The 20,909-nt window shown below is 65.8% G+C and carries 16 protein-coding genes and 1 pseudogene; 6 read left to right on the top strand and 11 right to left on the bottom strand.

The features are described 5' to 3' along the window. Positions 1-16: 16 nt before the first annotated feature. Positions 17-1,843, top strand: coding sequence for a glutamine--fructose-6-phosphate transaminase (isomerizing) (gene glmS / locus J7654_RS13390; RefSeq protein WP_209736390.1), 1,827 nt, complete (start codon positions 17-19; stop codon positions 1,841-1,843). A 1-nt stretch (position 1,844) separates the two neighbouring features. On the opposite strand, the gene recG is transcribed toward glmS, so the two are convergent. Then, positions 1,845-3,947, bottom strand: a complete 2,103-nt coding sequence (gene recG / locus J7654_RS13385) for an ATP-dependent DNA helicase RecG (RefSeq protein ID WP_209736389.1) — start codon at positions 3,945-3,947, stop codon at positions 1,845-1,847. A 163-nt stretch (positions 3,948-4,110) separates the two neighbouring features. Between recG and J7654_RS13380 the strand changes: the two genes are divergently transcribed. Further along, complete coding sequence (locus tag J7654_RS13380) at positions 4,111-4,398, top strand: FAD assembly factor SdhE (protein ID WP_209736388.1); 288 nt, start codon at positions 4,111-4,113, stop codon at positions 4,396-4,398. 449 nt (positions 4,399-4,847) lie between these two features. Continuing rightward, positions 4,848-7,904, top strand: a pseudogene (gene mfd / locus J7654_RS13375) (transcription-repair coupling factor); the annotation flags it as partial. A gap of 8 nt (positions 7,905-7,912) precedes the next feature. On the opposite strand, the gene J7654_RS13370 reads toward mfd, so the two are convergent. After that, the gene (locus J7654_RS13370; protein WP_245195777.1) at positions 7,913-9,700 is read right to left on the bottom strand and encodes an extracellular solute-binding protein; all 1,788 of its coding nucleotides are present in this window, start codon (positions 9,698-9,700) and stop codon (positions 7,913-7,915) included. A 260-nt stretch (positions 9,701-9,960) separates the two neighbouring features. On the opposite strand from J7654_RS13370, the gene J7654_RS13365 reads away from it, so the two are divergent. After that, entirely contained in the window at positions 9,961-10,584 is a 624-nt protein-coding gene (locus J7654_RS13365) for an invasion associated locus B family protein (RefSeq protein ID WP_245195500.1), read from the top strand. Between the two features lie 69 nt (positions 10,585-10,653). Here J7654_RS13365 and hspQ read toward each other — a convergent pair whose 3' ends face one another. Then, positions 10,654-10,995 carry a heat shock protein HspQ gene (hspQ, locus tag J7654_RS13360; RefSeq protein WP_209736386.1) on the bottom strand — a complete coding sequence of 114 codons (342 nt, stop codon included), beginning with the start codon at positions 10,993-10,995 and terminating at the stop codon, positions 10,654-10,656. A 58-nt stretch (positions 10,996-11,053) separates the two neighbouring features. Beyond that, on the bottom strand, positions 11,054-12,409 hold the full coding sequence (locus J7654_RS13355; protein ID WP_209736385.1) for a UbiH/UbiF family hydroxylase: 1,356 nt from the start codon (positions 12,407-12,409) through the stop codon (positions 11,054-11,056). A gap of 21 nt (positions 12,410-12,430) precedes the next feature. Here J7654_RS13355 and pcsA point away from each other — a divergent pair, with 21 nt between their 5' ends. Continuing rightward, positions 12,431-13,165, top strand: coding sequence for a phosphatidylcholine synthase (gene pcsA, locus J7654_RS13350; protein ID WP_209736384.1), 735 nt, complete (start codon positions 12,431-12,433; stop codon positions 13,163-13,165). A gap of 22 nt (positions 13,166-13,187) precedes the next feature. After that, a complete protein-coding gene (locus tag J7654_RS13345; RefSeq protein ID WP_377946418.1) occupies positions 13,188-14,165 on the top strand; it encodes a quinone oxidoreductase family protein in 978 nt (325 codons plus the stop codon). 12 nt (positions 14,166-14,177) lie between these two features. Here J7654_RS13345 and J7654_RS13340 read toward each other — a convergent pair whose 3' ends face one another. The 7 genes from J7654_RS13340 to J7654_RS13310 all read right to left on the bottom strand — a co-directional run bounded on the left by J7654_RS13340 (position 14,178) and on the right by J7654_RS13310 (position 20,884). Continuing rightward, the gene (locus tag J7654_RS13340) at positions 14,178-14,375 is read right to left on the bottom strand and encodes a hypothetical protein (protein ID WP_209736383.1); all 198 of its coding nucleotides are present in this window, start codon (positions 14,373-14,375) and stop codon (positions 14,178-14,180) included. Between the two features lie 346 nt (positions 14,376-14,721). After that, a complete protein-coding gene (locus tag J7654_RS13335; protein WP_209736382.1) occupies positions 14,722-15,531 on the bottom strand; it encodes an MBL fold metallo-hydrolase in 810 nt (269 codons plus the stop codon). Continuing rightward, positions 15,528-16,334, bottom strand: coding sequence for a TatD family hydrolase (locus J7654_RS13330; protein WP_209736381.1), 807 nt, complete (start codon positions 16,332-16,334; stop codon positions 15,528-15,530). The genes J7654_RS13335 and J7654_RS13330 overlap by 4 nt, the downstream gene beginning before the upstream one ends. 43 nt (positions 16,335-16,377) lie before the next feature. Next, positions 16,378-17,925 carry a methionine--tRNA ligase gene (gene metG, locus J7654_RS13325; RefSeq protein ID WP_209736380.1) on the bottom strand — a complete coding sequence of 516 codons (1,548 nt, stop codon included), beginning with the start codon at positions 17,923-17,925 and terminating at the stop codon, positions 16,378-16,380. 57 nt (positions 17,926-17,982) lie between these two features. After that, the gene (locus tag J7654_RS13320; protein WP_209736379.1) at positions 17,983-19,038 is read right to left on the bottom strand and encodes a DNA polymerase III subunit delta'; all 1,056 of its coding nucleotides are present in this window, start codon (positions 19,036-19,038) and stop codon (positions 17,983-17,985) included. After that, positions 19,035-19,700, bottom strand: a complete 666-nt coding sequence (gene tmk / locus J7654_RS13315; RefSeq protein WP_209736378.1) for a dTMP kinase — start codon at positions 19,698-19,700, stop codon at positions 19,035-19,037. Before tmk ends, J7654_RS13320 begins: the two co-directional genes overlap by 4 nt. Further along, on the bottom strand, positions 19,697-20,884 hold the full coding sequence (locus J7654_RS13310; protein ID WP_209736377.1) for a D-alanyl-D-alanine carboxypeptidase family protein: 1,188 nt from the start codon (positions 20,882-20,884) through the stop codon (positions 19,697-19,699). Before J7654_RS13310 ends, tmk begins: the two co-directional genes overlap by 4 nt. Positions 20,885-20,909: the final 25 nt, after the last annotated feature.

The raw sequence follows: 20,909 nt of genomic DNA, 5'->3' as shown, positions 1-20,909 counted from the left end.
TGCCGGGGCTACCTCCATGTGCGGAATCATCGGAATCATCAGCCGCGAGCCGGTTTCTTCCAGGCTCGTCGATGCGTTGAAGCGGCTTGAATATCGCGGCTACGATTCCGCCGGCATCGCGACACTGGAGGGCGGTGCGCTTGGCCGCCGCCGTGCCGAGGGCAAGCTGGCCAATCTGGAACGGCATCTGGCCGAGAACCCCTTGCCGGGCACCATCGGCATCGGTCACACCCGCTGGGCCACGCATGGCGCGCCGACCACGCGCAACGCCCACCCCCATGCGACAGCACGGGTGGCAGTCGTTCACAACGGCATCATCGAGAACTTCCGGGAGCTGCGCGCCGAACTTTCGGCCGAGGGCTACGCCTTCGAGAGCGATACGGATACCGAGACCGTCGCGGTCCATGTAACGCGCGAGATGGACCGCGGCGCCGCGCCGCGCGAGGCCGTGGCGGCGACCCTGAAGCGGCTGGAGGGGGCGTTTTCCCTCGCTTTCCTCTTCAAGGACGAGGAGGGACTGCTGATCGGCGCGCGCAAGGGCAGCCCGCTGGCCGTCGGGGAGGGCAAGGACGAGATGTTCCTCGGCTCCGACGCCATCGCCCTTTCGCCCTTCACCGACGCCGTGCGCTATCTGGAGGACGGCGATAGCGTGATCCTCGATCACGGCCGGGCGGCGATCTACGATTTTGACGGCAACGAAGTGGTGCGCCCACTGCGCCAGGCGGTCGGCAAGGCCTTCTACGTGGACAAGGGCAACCACCGCCACTTCATGCAGAAGGAGATCTACGAGCAGCCCGAGGTGGTGGGCCATACGCTCGGCGCCTTCGTGGACATGACGACCGGGCGCACGAAGATTCCCCAAGGCCAGCCGCTCGACTTCTCCTCCGTGCGCCGCATGGCGATCTCGGCCTGCGGCACAGGTTTCTACGCGGGCACGGTGGGGCGCTACTATTTCGAGCGCTATGCGCGCATCGCCTGCGACCTCGATGTGGCTTCCGAGTTCCGCTATCGCGAGAGCCCGCTGGGCGATGTCGATCTCGCGCTGTTCGTCTCACAATCCGGCGAGACGGCCGACACGCTCGCCTCGCTGCGCTACGCCAAGGCGCAGGGGCTGAAGACCGCCTCCATCGTCAACGTGCCCGAATCCACCATCGCGCGCGAAAGCGATCTCCTCTTACCGACGCTGGCAGGGCCGGAGATCGGCGTAGCCTCCACCAAGGCCTTCACCTGCCAGCTCACGGCGCTCGCGGCCCTGTCGGTGCGCGCGGGGGTCGACCGGGGCGCCGTTTCGGCGGAGGAGGAGCTGGAACTGACCGGCGCGTTGGCCGAGGCACCGCGAATGATCAACGCCGCGCTGCATCTGGAGGAGCGCATCGAGGAACTCGCGCACGATATGGCGAACCATCGCCATGCGCTGTTCCTCGGCCGGGGCTTCTCCTACCCTCTGGCGATGGAAGGCGCGCTCAAGCTGAAGGAAATCAGCTACATCCATGCGGAGGGTTACGCGGCAGGCGAGCTGAAACATGGGCCGATAGCCTTGATCGACGAGACGATGCCGGTCGTCGTCATCGCGCCCCATGACCGCGTTTTCGAGAAGACGGTGTCCAACATGCAGGAGGTCGCCGCGCGCGGCGGCAAGATCATCCTGATCACCGACGAGAAGGGCGCGGCCTCCGGTGCCGTGGATGCGGCCGAGACGATCGTCCTGCCGAACATGCCCGAGATCCTGACGCCCATCGTCTACTCGGTGCCGCTGCAGCTGCTGGCCTACCACACCGCCGTCCACATGGGCACGGATGTCGATCAGCCGCGCAATCTGGCCAAGTCCGTCACGGTCGAGTAGCTCATCCGGCGCGCAGGAGGCGGACCGCCTCGTCCTTGCCGAAGAGATAGAGGAGCGTGCGCAGCGCCTCGCCGCGCTCGCTCTTCAGCTCGGGGTCACGAGTCAGGACAAGGCGCGCGTCGTCACGCGCGATCTCCATCAGGTCTCCGTGCTCCTCCAGCTTCGCGATGCGGAAGCTTCTGAGACCCGACTGGCGCGTCCCCAGAAGGTCGCCTTCGCCGCGAAGATTCAGATCCTCCTCGGCGATGCGGAACCCGTCCTCGCTTTCGCGGATCACGGCCAGCCGCGCCTTCGCTGTTTCCCCCAGCGGGCTGCGATAGAGCAGCACGCAGGAGGATGGCCTGTCGCCGCGCCCCACGCGCCCGCGCAACTGGTGCAGTTGCGACAGGCCGAAGCGTTCGGCGTGCTCGATAACGATGATGGAGGCGTCCGGCACGTCCACACCGACCTCGATGACGGTGGTGGCGACGACGAGGCGCGTGCGGCCGGACTTGAAGTCGGCCATCGCGGCATCCTTCTCCTCGCCGCTCATCCGGCCGTGGACGAGGCCGACCACATCGCCCAGCACCTGCCGCAGGTGGTCATGGCGCTCCTGCGCGGCGGTCAAGTCGCTCTTCTCCGATTCCTCCACGAGAGGGCAAACCCAATAGAGCTTTTCGCCGGCCTCGATGGCCTTGCGCGCCCGCTCCACCACCTCGCCGATCCGCTCCATCGGAACGGCGACCGTGGCGATGGGCTTTCGGCCGGCCGGCTTGCCCGTGAGGCGGGACACGTCCATGTCGCCGAAAGCAGCGAGCACCAGCGTGCGGGGAATGGGGGTCGCCGTCATGACGAGCAGGTCCGGCGCGCGGCCCTTGCGGGTGAGGCTGAGGCGCTGGTGGACGCCGAACCGGTGCTGCTCGTCCACGACCACGAGGCCAAGGTCGTGATACTCGACATCCTCCTGGAACAAGGCGTGGGTGCCGACGACAATATCGACCTCACCCCCGGCGATCCGCCGCAGCTTCTCCGCGCGGGCCTTGCCATTGTCGCGCCCCGTCAGGAGCGCGATGGAAAGGCCGGCTGCCTCGCACCAGCGCGCCAGCCCCGCGTAATGCTGGCGCGCCAGAATCTCCGTCGGCGCGAGAAGCGCGGATTGCGCTCCCGCCTCCTTCGCCGCCGCCATCGCCATGAGGGCGACGACGGTCTTGCCTGCACCCACGTCCCCTTGAAGGAGGCGCAGCATCCGGTCCTCCTGCGCCATGTCGTTCAGGATTTCATTTATGGCCTGCCTCTGGCCCTCGGTCAGCTCGAACGGCAGGGTGGCCTGCACGGCGGAACGGGCCGCGCCGTCACCGGACAAGGAGCGGCCCCGGGCGCGCTTCATCCGCTGGCGCGAGAGAGCGAGCGCGAGCTGGCTGGCAAGGAATTCGTCATAGGCCAGACGGCGATAGGCTGGATTGTTCACGTCGAGGTCGAGCGGATCCTGCGGATCGTGTAGGGCACGCAGCGCCTTGTCGAAGGCCGGGAAGCCGTGGCGGCGAACGACGTCTGGGTCGGACCATTCAGCCAAGGGCGACATTCGTTCGAGCGATGCATGAACAGCCTTGCGCAACACCTTGGCGGACAAGCCGGCGGTCATAGGATAGACCGGCTCGACCAGCGTCATGCCCTCGGCTTCCGCCTCGGATGCGACGAACTCGGGATGGACCATTTGCGGGCGGCCGTTGAACCATTCGACCCGGCCGGAGACGATCATGGTTTCGCCCACCGGCAGAAGCTTCTCCAGCCATGCGGATTGTGCCCGGAAATAGGTGAGGGCGATCTCGCCCGTCTCGTCACGGGCGAAGACGCGCGCCGGCTGCGACTTCGTGGCGCCGGGCTGGTGCCTGTCGATGCGCAACTTCAGCGTCGCCAGCACGCCTTCGGGCGCGGTGGCGATCTCCTCGCGCCGCCGGCGGTCCACCAGCCCGCTCGGAAGATGGAACAGGAGATCGCGCACGCGCGGGCCCGCATCCGAGCCGGCCGGAACCAGCAGAGTATCGAGAAGCGCACAGACCTTCGGCCCGACGCCGGGCAGGCTGGAGGCGGAGGCAAAGAGCGGATCGAGAACGGACGGACGCATGGTGCGATGCTTTATCGCCTTCGCCCGCAAGGGCAAGGCTGACAGCACGCCGCCGGCCGCCTATATGGGCGCACGACGATGACCAAGCGACCGCGGACGGCCACGAGGGCCGCCCGCGGCTTTCATGGTTCGACGGCCGAAATCCTTAGACGGGTTCATGTTCATGTCCGGTACCACGCGCACCTCTGAAGGCCTCGACATCAGGCGGCGCAAAGCGCTCTTCCGCTCCTGGCACCGAGGCACGCGCGAGATGGACCTCGTGCTGGGCCGCTTTGCAGATGCCCATATCGACGCGTTGAGCGACGAGGAGCTGACGCAGTACGAGCATTTGATGGACGCGCCCGACCCCGAGGTCTTCGCCTGGCTGACGGGGGAGAAGGAGACCCCCGGAAATTACGACACGGCGATCTTCCGCCGCATCCGCTCCTTCCACGCGGGAGGCGCGGCATGAGCGCGGCGGAGGCTCTCAAGAAGGCGCTGTCGCGGGGCGGCGAGCTTCGCATCGGCAACGTGCTGGACGGCTACGAGCCGTTTCTGCTGGCCGAGATCGCCCGCCATCGCGGCGGAAAGACGCCCTTCGTCTTCGTGATGCGCGATGGAAACCGCATGGGAGAGCTGGAGGATGCGCTGCGCTTCGTCGCGCCCGACCTGCCGGTCTTGTCCCTGCCGGCCTGGGACTGCCTTCCCTATGACCGTGTCGGCCCATCCTCCGGCGCGGCGGCACGGCGCTTGTCCGCTATGGCCGCGATCTCCGCGCTCAAGCGCGATCCGCACCGCGCGCTGATCCTGACCACCGCCAACGCGCTGCTACAGAAGATGCCTCCCGCGCAGGTGCTGGCGGACGAGACGGTGCATGCCCGCACGAGCGGGCGCATTGCGATGAACCACATCGTCGGCGTTCTCTCGCGCGGCGGCTTCGAGCGCGTGACCACGGTGCGCGAGCGGGGCGAATACGCCGTACGCGGCGGCATTCTGGATCTCTTCGCGCCGGGTGAGGAAGAGCCCGTGCGGCTCGACTTCTTCGGCGACACGCTGGAATCGATCCGCGCCTTCGATCCGGCAACGCAGCGCACCACCGGCACGCGAAAGAGCTTCGAGCTGGCGCCGGTTTCCGAAGTGACGCTGAAGGACGACACGATCAGCCGCTTCCGCACGAATTACGTGAAGCGGTTCGGCGCACCCTCGCGCAACGACGCGCTCTACGCCTCGATATCGGAAGGGCAGCGCTTCTCGGGCATGGAGCATTGGCTGCCCCTGTTCTACGAGCGGCTGGAGACGCTGTTCGACTACACGGACGGCTTCCCCATGGTGCTCGACCACCTCGTCGGCGAGGCGGTGGGCGAGAGACGCAAGCTGATCGAGGACTATTTCGAGGCCCGCAAGCGCGGGTCGGACGGGGCGGGGGAAGCGATTCCCTACAACCCGCTCCAGCCGGACGAGCTCTATCTCTCGGAGGACGAGCTCAACGGGCAGCTTGCCAGCGCGCAGCCGGTCCGCCTGTCCTCCTACGCGCTGACGGACGCGGCCTCAGGTGCAAGCGTCGTCAACCTCGACCTCACGCGCGGGCGCAATTTCGCGGCCGAGCGGCAGGCCGGGGACGTCAACGTGTTCCGCGCGGCGGTCGATCACATCTCGAACATCCGGGCCAAGGGCCGGCAGGTGATCCTCGCGGCCTGGACGGACGGCTCGCGCGAGCGCCTGCGGCAGGTGGTGGAGGAACACGGGCTCGGCAACATCAAGCCCGCGGAGACCTTCGCCAAGGCGCTGGAGGCTGGCAAGAACACGGTGGCGACCGTCGTGCTCGGCATCGAAGCCGGCTTCGAGACCGACCGCTTCGTCGTCGTCGCCGAGCAGGATATCCTCGGCGATCGGCTGGTGCGGCGCGGCAAGCGGCGCAAGAAGGGCGCCGACTTCATCTCAGAGGTATCGGGCCTCGACGAAGGCGACATCGTCGTCCATGTCGATCATGGCATCGGCCGCTTCGTCGGCCTCAAGACCATCCAGGCCGCCGGCGCGCCGCACGATTGCTTGGAACTGCGCTATGCCGGCGAGGATCGCCTTTTCCTGCCGGTGGAAAACATCGAGCTGCTTTCGCGCTATGGGGGCGAAGGCTCGGAGGCCATGCTCGACAAGCTGGGCGGCGGTGCCTGGCAGGCGCGCAAGGCCAAGCTGAAGAAGCGCCTGCTCGACATGGCGGGCGAGCTGATCCGCATCGCGGCCGAGCGCGAGATGCGTGGCGCGCCCAAGCTGCTTCCGCCCGAGGGGCTGTGGGGCGAGTTCCAGGCGCGCTTTCCTTATGAGGAAACGGACGAGCAGCAGAACGCCATCGACGCGGTGGTGGACGATCTCTCCGCCGGCAAGCCGATGGACCGGCTGGTCTGCGGCGATGTCGGTTTCGGCAAGACGGAGGTGGCGCTGCGCGCGGCCTTCATCGCCGCCATGAACGGGCTGCAGGTGGCCGTGGTGGTGCCGACGACGCTACTCGCCCGCCAGCACTTCAAGACCTTCAACGAGCGCTTCCATGGCCTGCCCCTCGTGGTGCGGCAAGCCTCGCGCCTTGTGACCGGCAAGGAGCTTTCGGACACCAAGAAGGGGCTGAAAGAGGGGACGGTCGATATCGTGGTGGGAACCCACGCGCTTCTCGGAAAGGCCGTCGACTTCAAGAATCTCGGCCTTCTCGTCATCGATGAGGAGCAGCATTTCGGCGTGAAGCACAAGGAGCGGCTGAAGGAGCTGAAGTCGGACATCCATGTCCTGACGCTCTCCGCCACGCCCATTCCGCGCACGCTGCAACTAGCGCTGACGGGCGTGCGCGAGCTTTCGCTGATCACCACCGCGCCGGTGGACCGCATGGCGGTGCGCACCTTCGTGGCGCCTTTCGACCCGTTGGTGGTGCGCGAAACGCTGCTGCGTGAGCGCTATCGCGGCGGCCAGAGCTTCTATGTCGTGCCGCGTGTTTCCGATCTCTCATCGGTGAAGGAGTTCCTCGACGCGCAGGTGCCCGAGCTCAAGGTCGCCGTGGCGCACGGGCAGATGGCCGCCGGCGAGCTGGACGACATCATGAACGCCTTCTACGAAGGCCAGTACGATGTGCTTCTGGCAACCACCATCGTCGAATCGGGCCTGGACATTCCCAGCGCGAACACGCTGGTGGTACACCGGGCCGACATGTTCGGCCTTGCCCAGCTCTACCAGATTCGCGGCCGCGTCGGCCGCTCCAAGCAGCGCGCCTATGCGCTGATGACGATCCCGGCCAACAAGACGCCGACAGCCGGCGCCGACAGGCGGCTCAAGGTGCTGCAATCGCTCGACACGCTGGGCGCCGGCTTCCAGCTCGCCAGCCATGACCTCGACCAGCGCGGCGCGGGCAACATTCTGGGCGAGGAGCAGAGTGGCCATGTGAAGGAGGTCGGATTCGAGCTCTACCAGCAGATGCTGGAGGAGGCGGTGGCCGAGATGAAGGGCGTGGAGCCGGAGAGCGACGGTTCGTGGTCGCCGCAAATCTCCCTCGGCACGGCCGTGATGATCCCGGAAAGCTACGTGCCGGACCTTTCCCTGCGCATGACGCTATACCGGCGGATCGCCGACCTGGCCGACGCCCGCGAGATCGACGCCTTCGGCGCGGAGATGATCGACCGCTTCGGCCCGATGCCGGTGGAAGTCGATCACCTGCTCAAGGTCGTTTTCATCAAGTCGCTATGCCGCAAGGCGAACATCGAGAAGCTGGACAGCGGGCCGAAGGGGATCGTCATCCAGTTCCGCGACAAGAGCTTCGCCAATCCGGGCGCGCTGGTGCGCTATATCGCCGAGCAGGGCGCGGCGGCGAAGATCCGGCCGGACCAGTCCATCGTGCTCATGCGCGACTGGGCGACGCCGGAAAAGCGGCTGAACGGCGCGGCGACCATCGCCACGCAGCTCGCGCGCTTTGCCGGGGAGGCGGAAAAGAAGGCGGCCTGACGCCGCCTTCAGTTGGTTTGCGGCTCGCGCCAGAAGGCCGGCAGATAATAGCCGGTGAGCGGCGTCGTCTCGGGATGCCGGATGAACTTCCACCGCGCCAGCCACTGATCGGCCACGTGATAGAGCGGCACGACATAGCTGCCGGAGATCAACAAGCGGTCGTAGGCACGCACGGCAGATACGAAATCCTCGCGCGAGCGCGCCTGGACGATGTTCCGGAGCGCCGCGTCGATCGCCGGGCTCGCCACACCGGCGAAGTTGAAGGAACCCGGCGCGTCGCGCGAGGCCGACCCCCAGCGGTTCACCTGCTCGGCGCCCGGCGAGAGCGAGCCGGTGAGCTGCGACAGGATCATGTCGTAGTCGAACTCCTGCCGGCGCTTCTGGTACTGGGAATCGTCCACCTGCCGCACATTGGCGGTGATGCCGATACGCGCGAGGGTTCGTGCGTAGGCGAGGGCGGTGCGCTGCTGCTCCATCGTCTGCACGAGGATTTCGAAGGCGAGGGGCCTCCCATCCGGGCCGACCATCCTGCCGCCTTCGATCGCATAACCGGCGCCGCGCAAGATCTCCATCGCCTTGCGCAGGACGGTGCGATCGCTTCCCGATCCATCGCTCACCGGCGGGCGCAGTTCTCCGACCATCGCCGCCGGCAGGACTTCGTCCGGGAAGCGGGCGAGGAACGCGCGTTCCGCCGCATCGGCCTCATGACCGACCGACGACAATTCCGAATTGTCGAAGAAGCTGACCGTTCGCGTATAGGTGCCGTGATGCAGGTTGGCGTTGGCCCATTCGAAGTCGAAAAGGCTCGCGACAGCCGAGCGCACCTCGCGGTTCTGGAAGACGGCGCGACGCGTGTTGAAGAAGAACGCCGTGACGGCTGCCGGCCGGCCGGTCTGGAACGTCTCCTTCACGACATCGCCGTTCGCAACGGCGGGGAAATCGTATGAAATCTGCCACTGGCGCGGATCGCGCTCCTGGTAGATGTGAAATATGCCGCGCTTGAAGGCTTCGAACATGGAATTGACGTCGCGGAAATACTCCACGACGATCTCCTCGTAATTGTCGAAGCCCTGCTTCACCGGAAGATCGCGGCCCCAGTAGTCGGGATCGCGCCGGTAGACGATACGCTGGCCTGCCTGCACCTGAGCGATCTCGTAGGGCCCAGAACCGACCAGCGGGCGCAGCGTGGAGCGGCCGAAGGTCTCGCGCTCGAAACCGTGCTCGGGCAGGACCGGGAGGCCGGCGAGAAGCAGCGGCAGTTCGCGGTCAGCCTGCTCGTTGAAGGTGAAGCGCACGCCGCGCTCTCCGACCTTCTCGATGGTTTCCACGCGCGAAAGCCAATTGGTGTAGTGCGGGCGCACCACGCCCGGCTGCTTCATCATGTCCGTGGTGAAGATGACGTCTTCCGGGCGCACCGGCATGCCGTCCGAAAACTTCGCCAACGGATTGATCTGGAACTCGACGAAGGTGCGATCCTCGTCCGTTTCCACACTTTCGGCCACAAGGCCGTAGAGCGTGAAGGGTTCATCCGGCGAACGAAACATCAGCGATTCGAAGACGAGATTGCCGAATTCGGGATCGAAGAAGATGCCCCGCGCCGTGGTGGCCGCGCCTTGCACGATGACGGGGTTCAGATTGTCGAAATCGCCCGCCACGCCGTAGACCATGCGGCCGCCCTTGGGCGCATCGGGATTGGCGAAGGGGAAATGGTCGAAACCCGCCGGCATGGCCGGCTCTCCATGCATGGCGATGCCGTGCATCGGCTGTGCCCACCCCGGCACGGCGCCCCAGGCCATGGCGGCGGCGAGGGCCGGCACGCACGCGCAGCGCTTGAGGGCATGCCAATGGCTGTTCGTTCGCATCCAGGACGGCTCCAGCGAAATGGGATCGGGCCGAATCTATCGAATGTCTCGCCTTCTGCCTACCGCCGCAAAGCGCGCGCGAGCCTGCGTCCGGGCCTTTAAACAGCCGTATTTGCTAAGCACGGCCAAGCTCGCTAAGGGGAAGCGAAGCCTGATCTTCGTGACCGAACAACGCCCAAGAGGATGAGAGTCCCGTGAAAATCCGTTCGCTCAAAGTCGACCGTCTCGCCGCCGCCGGTCTTCTCGCGCTCGTCGCTGCGGGCGTCCCTTCGCAGGGCAACGCGCAGGCCGTGCCGACCGAGTGGTTCAAGGTGTGCGCGCCGCAGGGCGAGAACACCATCTGCAACACGCAGTACACGCTCGTCGCCGACACCAGGCAGCTCATCACGGCGGTCAACCTTATCGACGTGTCCGGGCAGGTCAATCAGCGCGTTCTGCAGGCCGTGGTGCCGACCGGCCGCGTCATTCCCGCCGGCGTGCAGATTCAGGTCGACACCAATGCGCCCCAGACGTTGAACTTCTCCGTATGCTTCCCCGACCGCTGCATCGCGGAGGTTGAGCTGACCCAGCAGATGGTCGATTCGATGAAGCGCGGCAGCACGCTGAAGATCACGTCGACAAACTTCCAGCGGCAGACGAACCCGATCGACGTCACGCTGGTGGGCTTCACCCAGGCCTTCGACGGCCCGCCGCGTGAGCAGCCCGAACTCGAGGCGCGCCAGCAGCAGCTGAACGAAGCGCTGCAACAGCAGGCCGCTGAGCGCCGCCAGCGCTTCGAGGAAGCGCAGAGCCAGGCGCTGGACGCCGAGGCGCAGTAAGAGAAATTTCGATAAATACGAAAAATGGCGGCCCATGGGCCGCCATTTTTCGTTCGATGGGAAGGCGTATCAGTTCCGCCGGTTCTGCTTGAGTCGGTAAACGCCGTCGAACGGCCCTTCGAAGAGTTCGGCCACGCGGGGATGCAACACGGGATCATGCGCCTCGTCCAGCACGAGGTTCTGCTCCGAGACATAGGCGACGTATTCACTCTCCGCGTTCTCGGCCAGCAGGTGGTAGAAGGGCTGGTCCTTTCGCGGGCGAGCCTCCTCGGGAATGGAAAGATACCACTCCTCGGTATTGTCGAACTCGGGATCGACATCGAAGATCACGCCACGAAACGGGAAGATGCGGTGGCGGACGATCTGCCCTATGGCGAAGCGGGCGGTCTGAACGGTGGGAGCTAGGTTCATTTCTGCCGAATAGTCCCCTGTCCGGCAGGAATGCAAGCGTGCGAGCCGCTCGTTCCTCTCACAATCGTCGATCGTGACCTCTCGGCGGGAGCTCCGCCGAGCGCTTCGGCGCCACCGCGCTTGCGATGGCGCGCAGGCCCGCGCCCGGCGATACGCCCTCACGCATGGCGAAGCGGCGCAGCAACGGAACACCGGACAGCGCGCCCAACCCGATAGAGCGGCCAAGTTGCACCGGAAGAAGGCCGGCGAGGAGGGAGCGGTTCAGAAGATCGACCGCAAGCGTGCGCGAGGCGACATCGACGGAGCGCCTAGCCTCATAGCGCGCAAGCGTGGCTAGGGATCCGGGATCGTCGCGGGAGTCCTTCGCCGCCTCCACGATGGCCGCTGCGTCGCGCAGGCCAAGGTTCAGGCCTTGCGCGCCGATAGGCGGGAAGACATGGGCCGCTTCTCCCACCAAAGCGACCCTGGGGGATGTCATGCCCCGTGCCGCCGCGCCCGAAAGGGGGAAGACCTGCAGGCCTTCCTCGATCTCCACCGCTCCCAGGATCGAATGCAGCCGCTCCTCGACCATACGGGCGAGGCGCTCCGGCTTGAGATCCACGATCAGTTCCGCCGTCTCGGGCTCCTCTACCCAGACGAGCGACGAGCGCTTGCCGGGCAGGGGCACCTGCGTGAAGGGTCCGCTTCGGCGATGGAACTCGGTCGACGTCGCGCCGTGGTCGCGCTCATGCTTGAAGTTCAGGACGATCGCGCTTTGCGGATAGGACCAGCGGCGCAGCGCGATGCCGGCGGATTCGCGCACGCGCGACCCGCGCCCGTCCGCGCCGACGACCAAGGATGCCTGAACCTCAGAACCATCGTCCAGCGTCAGAAACCCGGTGTCCCCCTCGACGTGAAGGGAATCGAGCGGCCTCTCGATCACCGTCAGCCGCGCGGACAGCTCTGCTGCACGGGCTGCGAGAGCGTCCTGCGCCTGCGCGTTGAGCACGTTGACGCCGAAGGACGGAAGATCGATTTCGGCTGCCCGGAACTCTACATTCGTCGCCCGGAACAGGCGCTGCGTATCATCGATGATGCGCATCACGACGAGGGGCTGGGCGACTGCTTCGATTCGCGGCCAGACACCGGCGTCCTTCAGGAAGGCCACCGAGCGTCCGATGAGTGCCGTGCTTCGCCTGTCGGCCGGCGCCTTGGGCGCCAGCAACACGGTGTCGAAGCCGCTGGCCGCAAACCCGATGGCCGCGCAATAACCCGCCAACCCGCCGCCGACCACCGCGATATCCCGTTTCAAGGCGTTTCCTTTCGAGGCCAAAACGACGATCCCGGCGCGAGAATGCGCTCCACCGTGCTCTTTCCGTTGGATTGCAGGAGATACGCGCCGCGGCGCGGATGACAATGGGGCACTCTGCCCCATACTATCTGACGAACGGCGCAAATGGCGGATGAAGCGGAACTCGTGACGGCAAGAATCGATCAGTGGCGCGCCTTTTCCGTGCATCTGTTGACGGCGAGCGGTGCCTTCTGGGCCTTTCTTGCCATCATCGCCGCGGCAGAGGATCGCTGGGTGGCGATGTTCCTCTGGCTCGGCTTCGCCCTTTTCGTGGACGGGATCGACGGCCCGCTCGCACGCCGGGTGGACGTGGCGCGCGTGCTACCGAACTGGTCCGGCGACATGCTGGATGCCATCATCGACTATGCCACCTACGTCCTGATCCCGGCCTTCGCCCTGTATCAGTCGGGAATGCTCGAAGGCGCCTCCGCCTTCCTGGCCGCCGCGCTCATCGTCGTCACCAGCGCGATCTACTATGCCGATACGCGGATGAAGACGAAGGACAATTTCTTCCGCGGCTTCCCCGTGACCTGGAACATGGTGGTCTTCGCGCTGTTCGCGGCCCAGCCGGGCGAAGCGGCAACGCTGGCCATCGTCGTGTTCTGCGCGGCGACCACCTTCCTGCCGATCAAGTTTCTCCATCCGGTGCGCGTCGCCCGGCTTCGCCCTCTGAACCTGACGATCTTCGCGGCGTGGTCGCTCTTCGGCCTGATTTCCCTCCTGATGGACTTCGATCCACCGGCGCTGGTGACGGCCGGTATCGTCGCCACGTCGCTTTACCTTCTTCTGATCGGCGCCGCGCTTCAGTTTGTGGACCGATTCCGCATGCGTTCGGCCTGATATTCGGCAGGGAGACGAGACATTGACCAAGGCGATGATCGTGGAGGCTGTTGGCGGGCCCGACGTCATGGAATGGCGCGACTACGACCCCGGGCAGCCGGGAACGGGCGAGATTCGAGTGCGCCAGAAGGCGGCCGGGCTCAATTTCATCGACATCTATTTCCGAAACGGAACCTATAAGGCGCCGTCATTTCCCTTCGTGCCCGGCAAGGAGGGGGCTGGCACCGTGGTCGCCGTCGGGGAGGGCGCCCAGGATTTTGCGGTCGGCGACCGCGTCGCCTACTACAATGGCGTCTCCGGCACCTATGCGGAAGAAGTCGTGCTGCCGGCTGAAAGCGCCGTGCGTCTTCCCGACACGGTCGATGAGGATGTGGCGGCCGCCATCATGCTGAAAGGCTTGACGGCCGAGTATCTTCTGCGGCGGACCTTCAAGGTCGGGCCGGACACCACGATCCTCTTTCATGCGGCGGCCGGCGGTGTCGGATTGCTTGCCTGCCAATGGGCCAAGCATCTCGGCGCAACGGTGATCGGCACGGCTGGCTCGGCGGAAAAATGCGAACTCGCGCTTGCCCATGGCTGCGACCATGCCATCAACTATCGCACAGAAAATTTCGTCGAACGCGTCGCGGAGATCACCGACAACCGCAAGTGTGACGTCGTCTACGATTCGGTCGGACGGGACACCTATCCGGGCAGCCTCGACTGCCTGCGGCGCCAAGGGCTCTTCGTCAGCTTCGGCCAGTCGTCGGGTGTCATCGAGAATTTCAATCTGGCGCTCCTGAACCAGAAGGGCTCGCTCTTTGCGACACGCCCGAGCCTGTTCGGCTACAATTCCACGCCCGAGGAATTGCGATCCGCCGCCGAGGCTCTCTTCGATGTAATCGAGTCCGGCGCGGTGAAGGTACGGATCAACCAGCGCTATCGGCTCGAGGACGCACGGCGCGCTCATGAGGATCTGGAAGCACGCCGCACGACGGGCATCTCGATCCTGGACATCTGAAACGATGCTTGATCAGTGGCCGAATCGGGTGGCCTGTTCCGGATCGTCGTTCCTCAAGGCGAGCGCGTAGAAGGCGGCCCTGACGACATCCTTCTTGCTGGCCGAGGGATGCTCTTTCCGAACGGCCTTGATGATGTCCTTCGGCTTCACGTCCGGCCTGGCCAGGCGCGACACGGTCGCGGCGATATCGAACAATGCATCCTTGACCATCGGTCCACCTGTCGCTCCGGTTGCTCGCCATCCCATTCAGCACTTCCATGACAGCCCGATGACAGACCGGCATCCGCAGGCCCGTTGTCGTCGGCAGGCATAGCGACGGAGGGCGCATAGGCGGCGTCGCACACGTCACGTAGCCTCGTCAGAAAGGTGAGAGGGTAGCGAGAGAGAGTGGGAGTGGGACGGGGGGAGTGGCGCCAACACAGCAAAGCGTTTGTTGCATAAGATAGATTATGGAACTTCGTATTGGCAGTCCGGGAGAGGACCTTCGGGCTGATGTGATGTTGACCTCGGCTGAAAACGCATTCTCACCGCGGTGCCTTAAACGCGCCGCGGCACCTCAGGCCAGGCGGACCCTCAGGGTCAATCCGTCATAGGCAGGCTGCACATGATCTGGCAGGCTCTCACGCAGTGCCCGGTAATCCAGCGGCGTGTGCATGTGCGTCAGCACCGCGTTCTCCACGGCGAGCGTGTCGATCCATTGCAGCGCTTCACCCAAGGAGAAATGGCTGGGATGCGGGCGGTGCTGGAGCGCGTCGATGATGAGATGCCGCACACCGCGAAGGCGCTCGACGGTCTCGGGCGGAAAATCGCTTACGTCGCTGCAATAGGCCAACGAGCCGATCAGAAGACCCAGCGAACGGATCGATCCGTGGATCTGGGCCAGCGGCTCGATGACGACCGGCCCGCCGGCGCCTTCGATCCGGAACGTATGGCCAGGCTGCACCTCGACGAGCCGGGCGATCGGCGGATAGCTGCTGCCCGGCGGGGTTTCGAAGCAATATCCGAACCCTTCCATCAGACGCGCGATCGTGGGCGTGTCCGTATAGACGTTCATCAGTTCGTGCGTGCCCTGAACGTAGCTGCGAATGTCGTCCAGGCCGTGAATGTGGTCGGCATGTGCATGCGTCACGACGATCCCGTCGATATGCCGCACGTCGGCCGAAAGCATCTGGTCGCGAAAATCAGGGCCGCAATCGATGACGACGACCGTCGTCCCATCAGGCCCGATCCGCTCCACGAGGGCCGAGCACCGGCGCCGGCGGTTTTTCGGTTCGTCCGGGTCGCACGCGCCCCAGTCGCCGTTCACGCGCGGCACGCCCGGCGACGAGCCGCAGCCCAGGATCGTCAGGCGCAGTTCGTCGCTCATGCGGCGTTCGGCCGGCGCGGGTCGGGCACCTTGGCGAAAAGGCAAAAGAAATTCTCGCTCGTCCTCGTCGCGATCTCCTCCAGCGAAACATCCTTCACCTGCGCCAGAACCTCGGCGGTGTTGCGGACATAGGCGGGTTCGTTGCGCTTTCCGCGATATGGCGGCGGCGCAAGGAAGGGCGCATCCGTTTCCACCAGCAGCCGGTCCACCGGAACGTCTGCCGCGATGGCGCGAACGTCCTGCGAGCGGTTGAAGGCAAGGATGCCGGAGAAGGAGACATAGCCTCCCATCTCGACCCCGGCCTCGGCCAGGCGCCGGCCCGAGGAGAAGCAGTGCAGGACGAAGGGGAAGGCCCCCTTCCCCATCTCATCACGCAGGATCGCCTCCATGTCCTCGTCCGCGTCGCGCGCGTGGATCACGAGAGGAAGCTGGGTCTCGCGTGCAGCGGCGATATGCCGCCGGAAAACGGCGGCCTGCACATCATGCGGTGCCTTGTCGTAATGATACTCCAGCCCCGCCTCGCCGATGGCGACGATCTTGGGTCCCTGCGACAGATCCACGAGGGTCTGCGTGGCCACATCGGGCTCCTCGCCCGCATTTTGCGGATGGGTGCCCACGGAGGCATAGACGCTCGGGTAGCGCTCGGTGAGCGCGATGAGCGAGGGCAGCTTCGAAACGAAGGTGGAGATCGTTACGAGAACGCCGACACCCTTGTCCTGAGCGCGCGCAACGATCTCGTCGCGCTCGGCGTCGAAGTCGGCGAAATCGAGATGGCAGTGGCTATCGACCAGAAACACAGACATCACAAAGGCTCAAGCTCTCGTTCATGCAGCGCGGGTTCGCCGTTCAGCCCGCCTGGCTGTCGGCCTCCACGAAACGTGGAAAGACGCCTTGCGGCAGCGGCAGGGGCCGGCCGGCGGCCAGCATTCGGCCGCCCGCCAGATCGAAGAAGCTGCGCTCGTCCTCGCCGACCGCCAAAAGCTCGAGAAGCTTGGCGCAGGAGCCCGGCATGAAAGGTTGGAGAAGAATGGCGACGCGGCGAAGCACCTCGGCCGTCACATAAAGCACGGTTCCCATCCGCGCGGTATCCGTCTTGCGCAGGACCCAGGGCTCTTGCGCGGCGAAGTAGCGATTGGCCTCCGAGACGACGGATACGACGGCGGCCAGCATGGCGTGCAGCTCCTGCCTGTCGATGGCCGCCCGCGAGCGCTCCAGAAGCGCCCCGCTGGCCGCCAGGATCGCCTCGTCCGCAACCGTGAATTCGCCCGGCTCCGGCAACCTCGCGCCGCAGTTCTTGTTGATCATCGACAAGGAGCGCTGCGCGAGGTTGCCGAGGTCGTTGGCCAGCTCTGAATTCATGCGCGCCACGATCGCTTCGTGGCTGTAATTGCCGTCCTGCCCGAACGGCACCTCGCGCAGGAGGAAGTAGCGGAACGGGTCCAGCCCGTAAGCCTCCACCAGCGCCAGCGGATCGATGACGTTGCCCACCGACTTCGACATCTTCTCTCCGCGGTTGAAGAGGAAGCCGTGCACGAAGACCCGCTTGGGCAGATCGATGCCGGCCGACATCAGGAAGGCGGGCCAGTAGATCGTATGGAAGCGGACGATGTCCTTTCCGATGACGTGGAGGTCGGCGGGCCAGAAGGCCGCGCGCTCGCCGCCTTCGAAATAGCCGGTTGCCGTGAGGTAGTTCGTCAGCGCGTCGACCCAGACATACATCACATGCTTCTCGTCGCCCGGGACCGGAATGCCCCAGTCGAAGGTCGTGCGTGAGATCGAGAGGTCGCGCAGGCCTGAGCGCAGGAAAGAGAGAATCTCGTTGCGCCGCTCCGCCGGCGCCACGAAGTCGGGATTGGCCTCGTGGAACGCCAGCAAGCGCTCCTGAAACGCCGCGAGACGGAAGAAGTAGCTCTCCTCCTCCACCCATTCCACCGGCGAACCCTGAGGGCCGAGCCGCGTGCCATCCTCCGCGAGCCGCGTCTCCTCCTCGCCATAATAGGCTTCGTCCCGCACGGAGTACCAACCGGAATACGAGCCCTTGTAGATATCGCCGGCCGCTTCCATGCGCCGCCAGATCTCCTGGCTCGCGCGGCAATGACGCTCCTGCGTGGTGCGGATGAAATCATCGTTGGAAGCGCCGACCGCCTGCCCCATCCGCTGGAACTCGTCGGAATTGCGTTGCGCCAATTCTCCCGGCTCGATGCCGAGCGAGCGCGCCGTCTGGAGCATCTTGATGCCGTGCTCGTCGGTACCCGTCAAAAAGAAGACGTCGTAGCCGTCAAGCCGTTTGAAGCGGGCGATGACGTCCGTCGCGATCAACTCGTAGGCATGGCCGATATGCGGACGACCGTTGGGATAGGAAATCGCGGTCGTCAGGTAGTAGCGCTCGGCCATGGCGGTCTTTCGGCGATGATGTCGATCCTGGCGGGATAAAGCATCGCGCGCCTCGGCTCAATCGGCGTGAACGGCCCGAACGTCGCGCTCGCGCGCGGCCTGAAGCTTATGGAAGAAGGTGAGCAGCGTCTGCTTGCGGTCGAGGTTGAACGCGCCCGCCTCAAGCCAGCGTGCCTGCTCGTCCTGCCAGAGCGCCGCGAGGCGCCCGGCGCGGGCCATGTCGCCCGCCGTCAGCGCATCCTCGGCCTCGGCCGCAAGGCGATGGAAAAGCTCGCCGACCATAGCCTCGAAGGCGGCCTCCCGCCCTTTCAGGACCAGCGCGTCGGCCAGCTTCTGGATCCCGGCCCAGTCCGGGCGCCCCGAAATAAGCCGCGCCACCTCGTCGCCGACCTCGAGCGCGCCCGCCAGAAGCATCATCGCCGCTGCCCGCACGCTGCCATCGGCCCGCGCGGCGGCTCGCCGGATGTCTTCGGGAGAAGCGTCGATTCCGGCGGAGGTCAGTGCGGTTTCGACCTCGCCCGGTGAAAGCGGGTCGAAGCGCAGCACACGGCAGCGCGAGCGGATGGTCGGCAGCAGCCGCCCCGGCATGTGGTTCACGATCAGGAAGATCGAGCGCTCGGGCGGCTCCTCCAGTATTTTCAGGAGGGCATTGGCCGCATTGCGATTCATGTCCTCGGCAGGATCGATCATCGCCACGCGCCAGCCCTCGGCAGCCGTGGTGTGGAAGAAATGATTGAGCCGCCGAATCTCCTCGACGGTGATCTGGGTGCGAAACCCGCCCCGCTCCCCGGCCGGCCGGGTGATGTGGATGAGGTTCGGATGCCCCGCCTGGGCGATCTGGCGAGAGATGGTTTGTGAGATCTGAATGTCGCCCCACGCTACACTCGTCGAGGTCGACAGAAGCTTGCGCGCGAATTCGAAGGCAACGCTCGCCTTGCCGACGCCGCGCGGCCCCTGCAGGAGCCAGGCATGATGCAGCCTTTGGCCCCGCGCCGCAGCGTCCAGCGCCTCCCGTGCGGCTTCATGGCCCACGATCCGTGCCAGCATCGCAGGCGTCGGCAGGCCTTCGATATCGTCGTGCTGGTCCGGCGCATCGGTATGCCCGGCAATCATCGCCCGATTTCCCCCAGGCCGATCCGCTCACGCAGAGCCGCCTCGATGGAGGCGGCCACCTCGTCCACCGAACGGGCAGCGTCGATCACTTCGCAGCGCTCCGGCTCGGACCGGGCGATCCGGAGGAAGGCCTGCCGGCGCGCCTCGTGCAATTCCACGCCTTCCGATTCGAATCGGTCTGCCTCGTCGGCACCCCGCCGCGCCGCGGCCCTCTGGAGCCCCAGCGCGGCTGGCAGATCGAGAACGAATGTGAGGTCGGGGTAGAGTCCTTGCAGGGTCGCCCGCTCGAGCCGGCTCAGAAACTCCCGCTCCGCGTCTTCGCCGAGCCCCTGATAGACACGTGTCGAATCGTGGAAGCGATCGCAGAGGACATCGCGCCCTTCCTCGATCGCCGGCCGGATGAACTGCTGGATATGGTCGGCGCGCGCCGCGCTGAAGAGAACTGGCTCCACATCGGGACCGAACTCCCTGGCGCGCCCGGACAGGATGATGCGACGGATCGCATCGGCGCCCGGCGAGCCACCCGGCTCGCGCGTCGTCACCACCTCCCGGCCATGCCCGCGCAGGAACGAGGCTGCCCGCTCGATCTGCGTCGTCTTCCCGCTTCCTTCACCGCCTTCGAACGTGATGAACAGGCCTCGCTCTCCGAGAGATCGCGTCACAACGCCCGAACCCACCCGAACGCCAGTTCCCGCACCGCGCCGACGGCGCGGCTGGCGAAGGTGCCCTCCTCCACGTCATGCCCGGCGTACAGGTCTTGCGAAAGGCTGACGCGCTCGCCGACGCGCAGCTCCAGCCGGCCCACCTTCTCGCCCTCGGCTACGGGCGCCTGGAGTGGGCCGTCATAAACGACGACCGCCCGGAGCCTTTCGGTCGTATCGTTGGGCACATAGGCGACGAAGTCGGCATCCGCAACCAACGACACCCTGTCCGCCATGCCGCCGAACACCATGGCGGTGCCGACGCTCTCTCCGGCGCTTACCAGGGTTTTTCGTGAAAAGGCGCCCTGCGCCCAGTCGAGCAGCCGCCTTGCCTCGCTGCTGCGCATCCGCTCGCTCTCCAGGCCGCCGAGCGCGATATAGGTCGTGCGCCCTTCGCGCTCCACCGCGCCGGCGATGGCGTATCCCACGCCCTCGGCGAAGCCGGTGGCCAGCCCCGTTGCTCCGATATCCATGGCCAGAAGAGGGTTGCGGTTGCGCTGGCGAATACGGTTCCATTCGAACTCGCGCTCGCCATACAACTCGTAGAGAGCGGGGTAGGCGCGCTCCAGATGCCGCGAGAGGCGTGCCACGTCCCGAACCGTCGTGGCTTGCCCTTCGGCTGGCAGACCCGTTGCATTGACGAATTTCGAGCCGGCGAGGCCAAGCTCGCCCGCCCGCTCGTTCATCAATGCAACGAAAGCCGCTTCCGAGCCGGCGAGCCCTTCCGCCAGGATCAGGCAGGCATCGTTGGCCTGCTGGATGATGAGACCGCGAAGGAGCGAGTCTACAGGGACATTCGAGCGGACTTCGGCGAACATGGTGGAGGTGCGCGAGGGCGCGCCTCCCGTTCGCCACGCATGATCGCTGACCCGGTATTCGGTAGACGGCAGGACGGAGCCGGCCTCCAACGCATTGAAGACGACCTCCGCCGTCATCAGCTTGGCAAGCGAAGCGGGCGGAAACGGCTGGTCGGCATTCTTCTCGAACAGCACGGCGCCGGTCTCGCCGTCGATCAGGATCGCCTGTCCCGCGCTGGTCTCCATAGCGGGCGCCGCAACGCGCACCTGGGCCGCCGCCGGCGTGCTTTCCACCGCCGCGAAAGCGACGAAGGCCCAGAAAAAAAGCTGCGATCGTCCGGTTGTCATCGTCGCGGCACCTTGTCTCCGGTAT

It is taken from the genome of Aureimonas populi (genome assembly GCF_017815515.1).
Lineage (GTDB): Bacteria > Pseudomonadota > Alphaproteobacteria > Rhizobiales > Rhizobiaceae > Aureimonas > Aureimonas populi.
Note: the sequence above shows the minus strand (reverse complement) of the source record. Positions and strands in the feature narration are given on the sequence as shown.

Coding starts and splice junctions, on each gene's coding strand:
- hspQ (WP_209736386.1), bottom strand. CDS start 10,995: ATGAACCTAGCTCCCACCGTTCAGACCGCCCGCTTCGCCATAGGGCAG.
- J7654_RS13370 (WP_245195777.1), bottom strand. CDS start 9,700: ATGGCCTGGGGCGCCGTGCCGGGGTGGGCACAGCCGATGCACGGCATC.
- J7654_RS13335 (WP_209736382.1), bottom strand. CDS start 15,531: ATGAGCGACGAACTGCGCCTGACGATCCTGGGCTGCGGCTCGTCGCCG.
- J7654_RS13380 (WP_209736388.1), top strand. CDS start 4,111: ATGTCCGGTACCACGCGCACCTCTGAAGGCCTCGACATCAGGCGGCGC.
- J7654_RS13355 (WP_209736385.1), bottom strand. CDS start 12,409: ATGGGGCAGAGTGCCCCATTGTCATCCGCGCCGCGGCGCGTATCTCCT.
- pcsA (WP_209736384.1), top strand. CDS start 12,431: ATGGCGGATGAAGCGGAACTCGTGACGGCAAGAATCGATCAGTGGCGC.
- glmS (WP_209736390.1), top strand. CDS start 17: ATGTGCGGAATCATCGGAATCATCAGCCGCGAGCCGGTTTCTTCCAGG.
- metG (WP_209736380.1), bottom strand. CDS start 17,925: ATGGCCGAGCGCTACTACCTGACGACCGCGATTTCCTATCCCAACGGT.
- J7654_RS13320 (WP_209736379.1), bottom strand. CDS start 19,038: ATGATTGCCGGGCATACCGATGCGCCGGACCAGCACGACGATATCGAA.
- recG (WP_209736389.1), bottom strand. CDS start 3,947: ATGCGTCCGTCCGTTCTCGATCCGCTCTTTGCCTCCGCCTCCAGCCTG.
- J7654_RS13310 (WP_209736377.1), bottom strand. CDS start 20,884: ATGACAACCGGACGATCGCAGCTTTTTTTCTGGGCCTTCGTCGCTTTC.
- J7654_RS13340 (WP_209736383.1), bottom strand. CDS start 14,375: ATGGTCAAGGATGCATTGTTCGATATCGCCGCGACCGTGTCGCGCCTG.
- J7654_RS13330 (WP_209736381.1), bottom strand. CDS start 16,334: ATGTCTGTGTTTCTGGTCGATAGCCACTGCCATCTCGATTTCGCCGAC.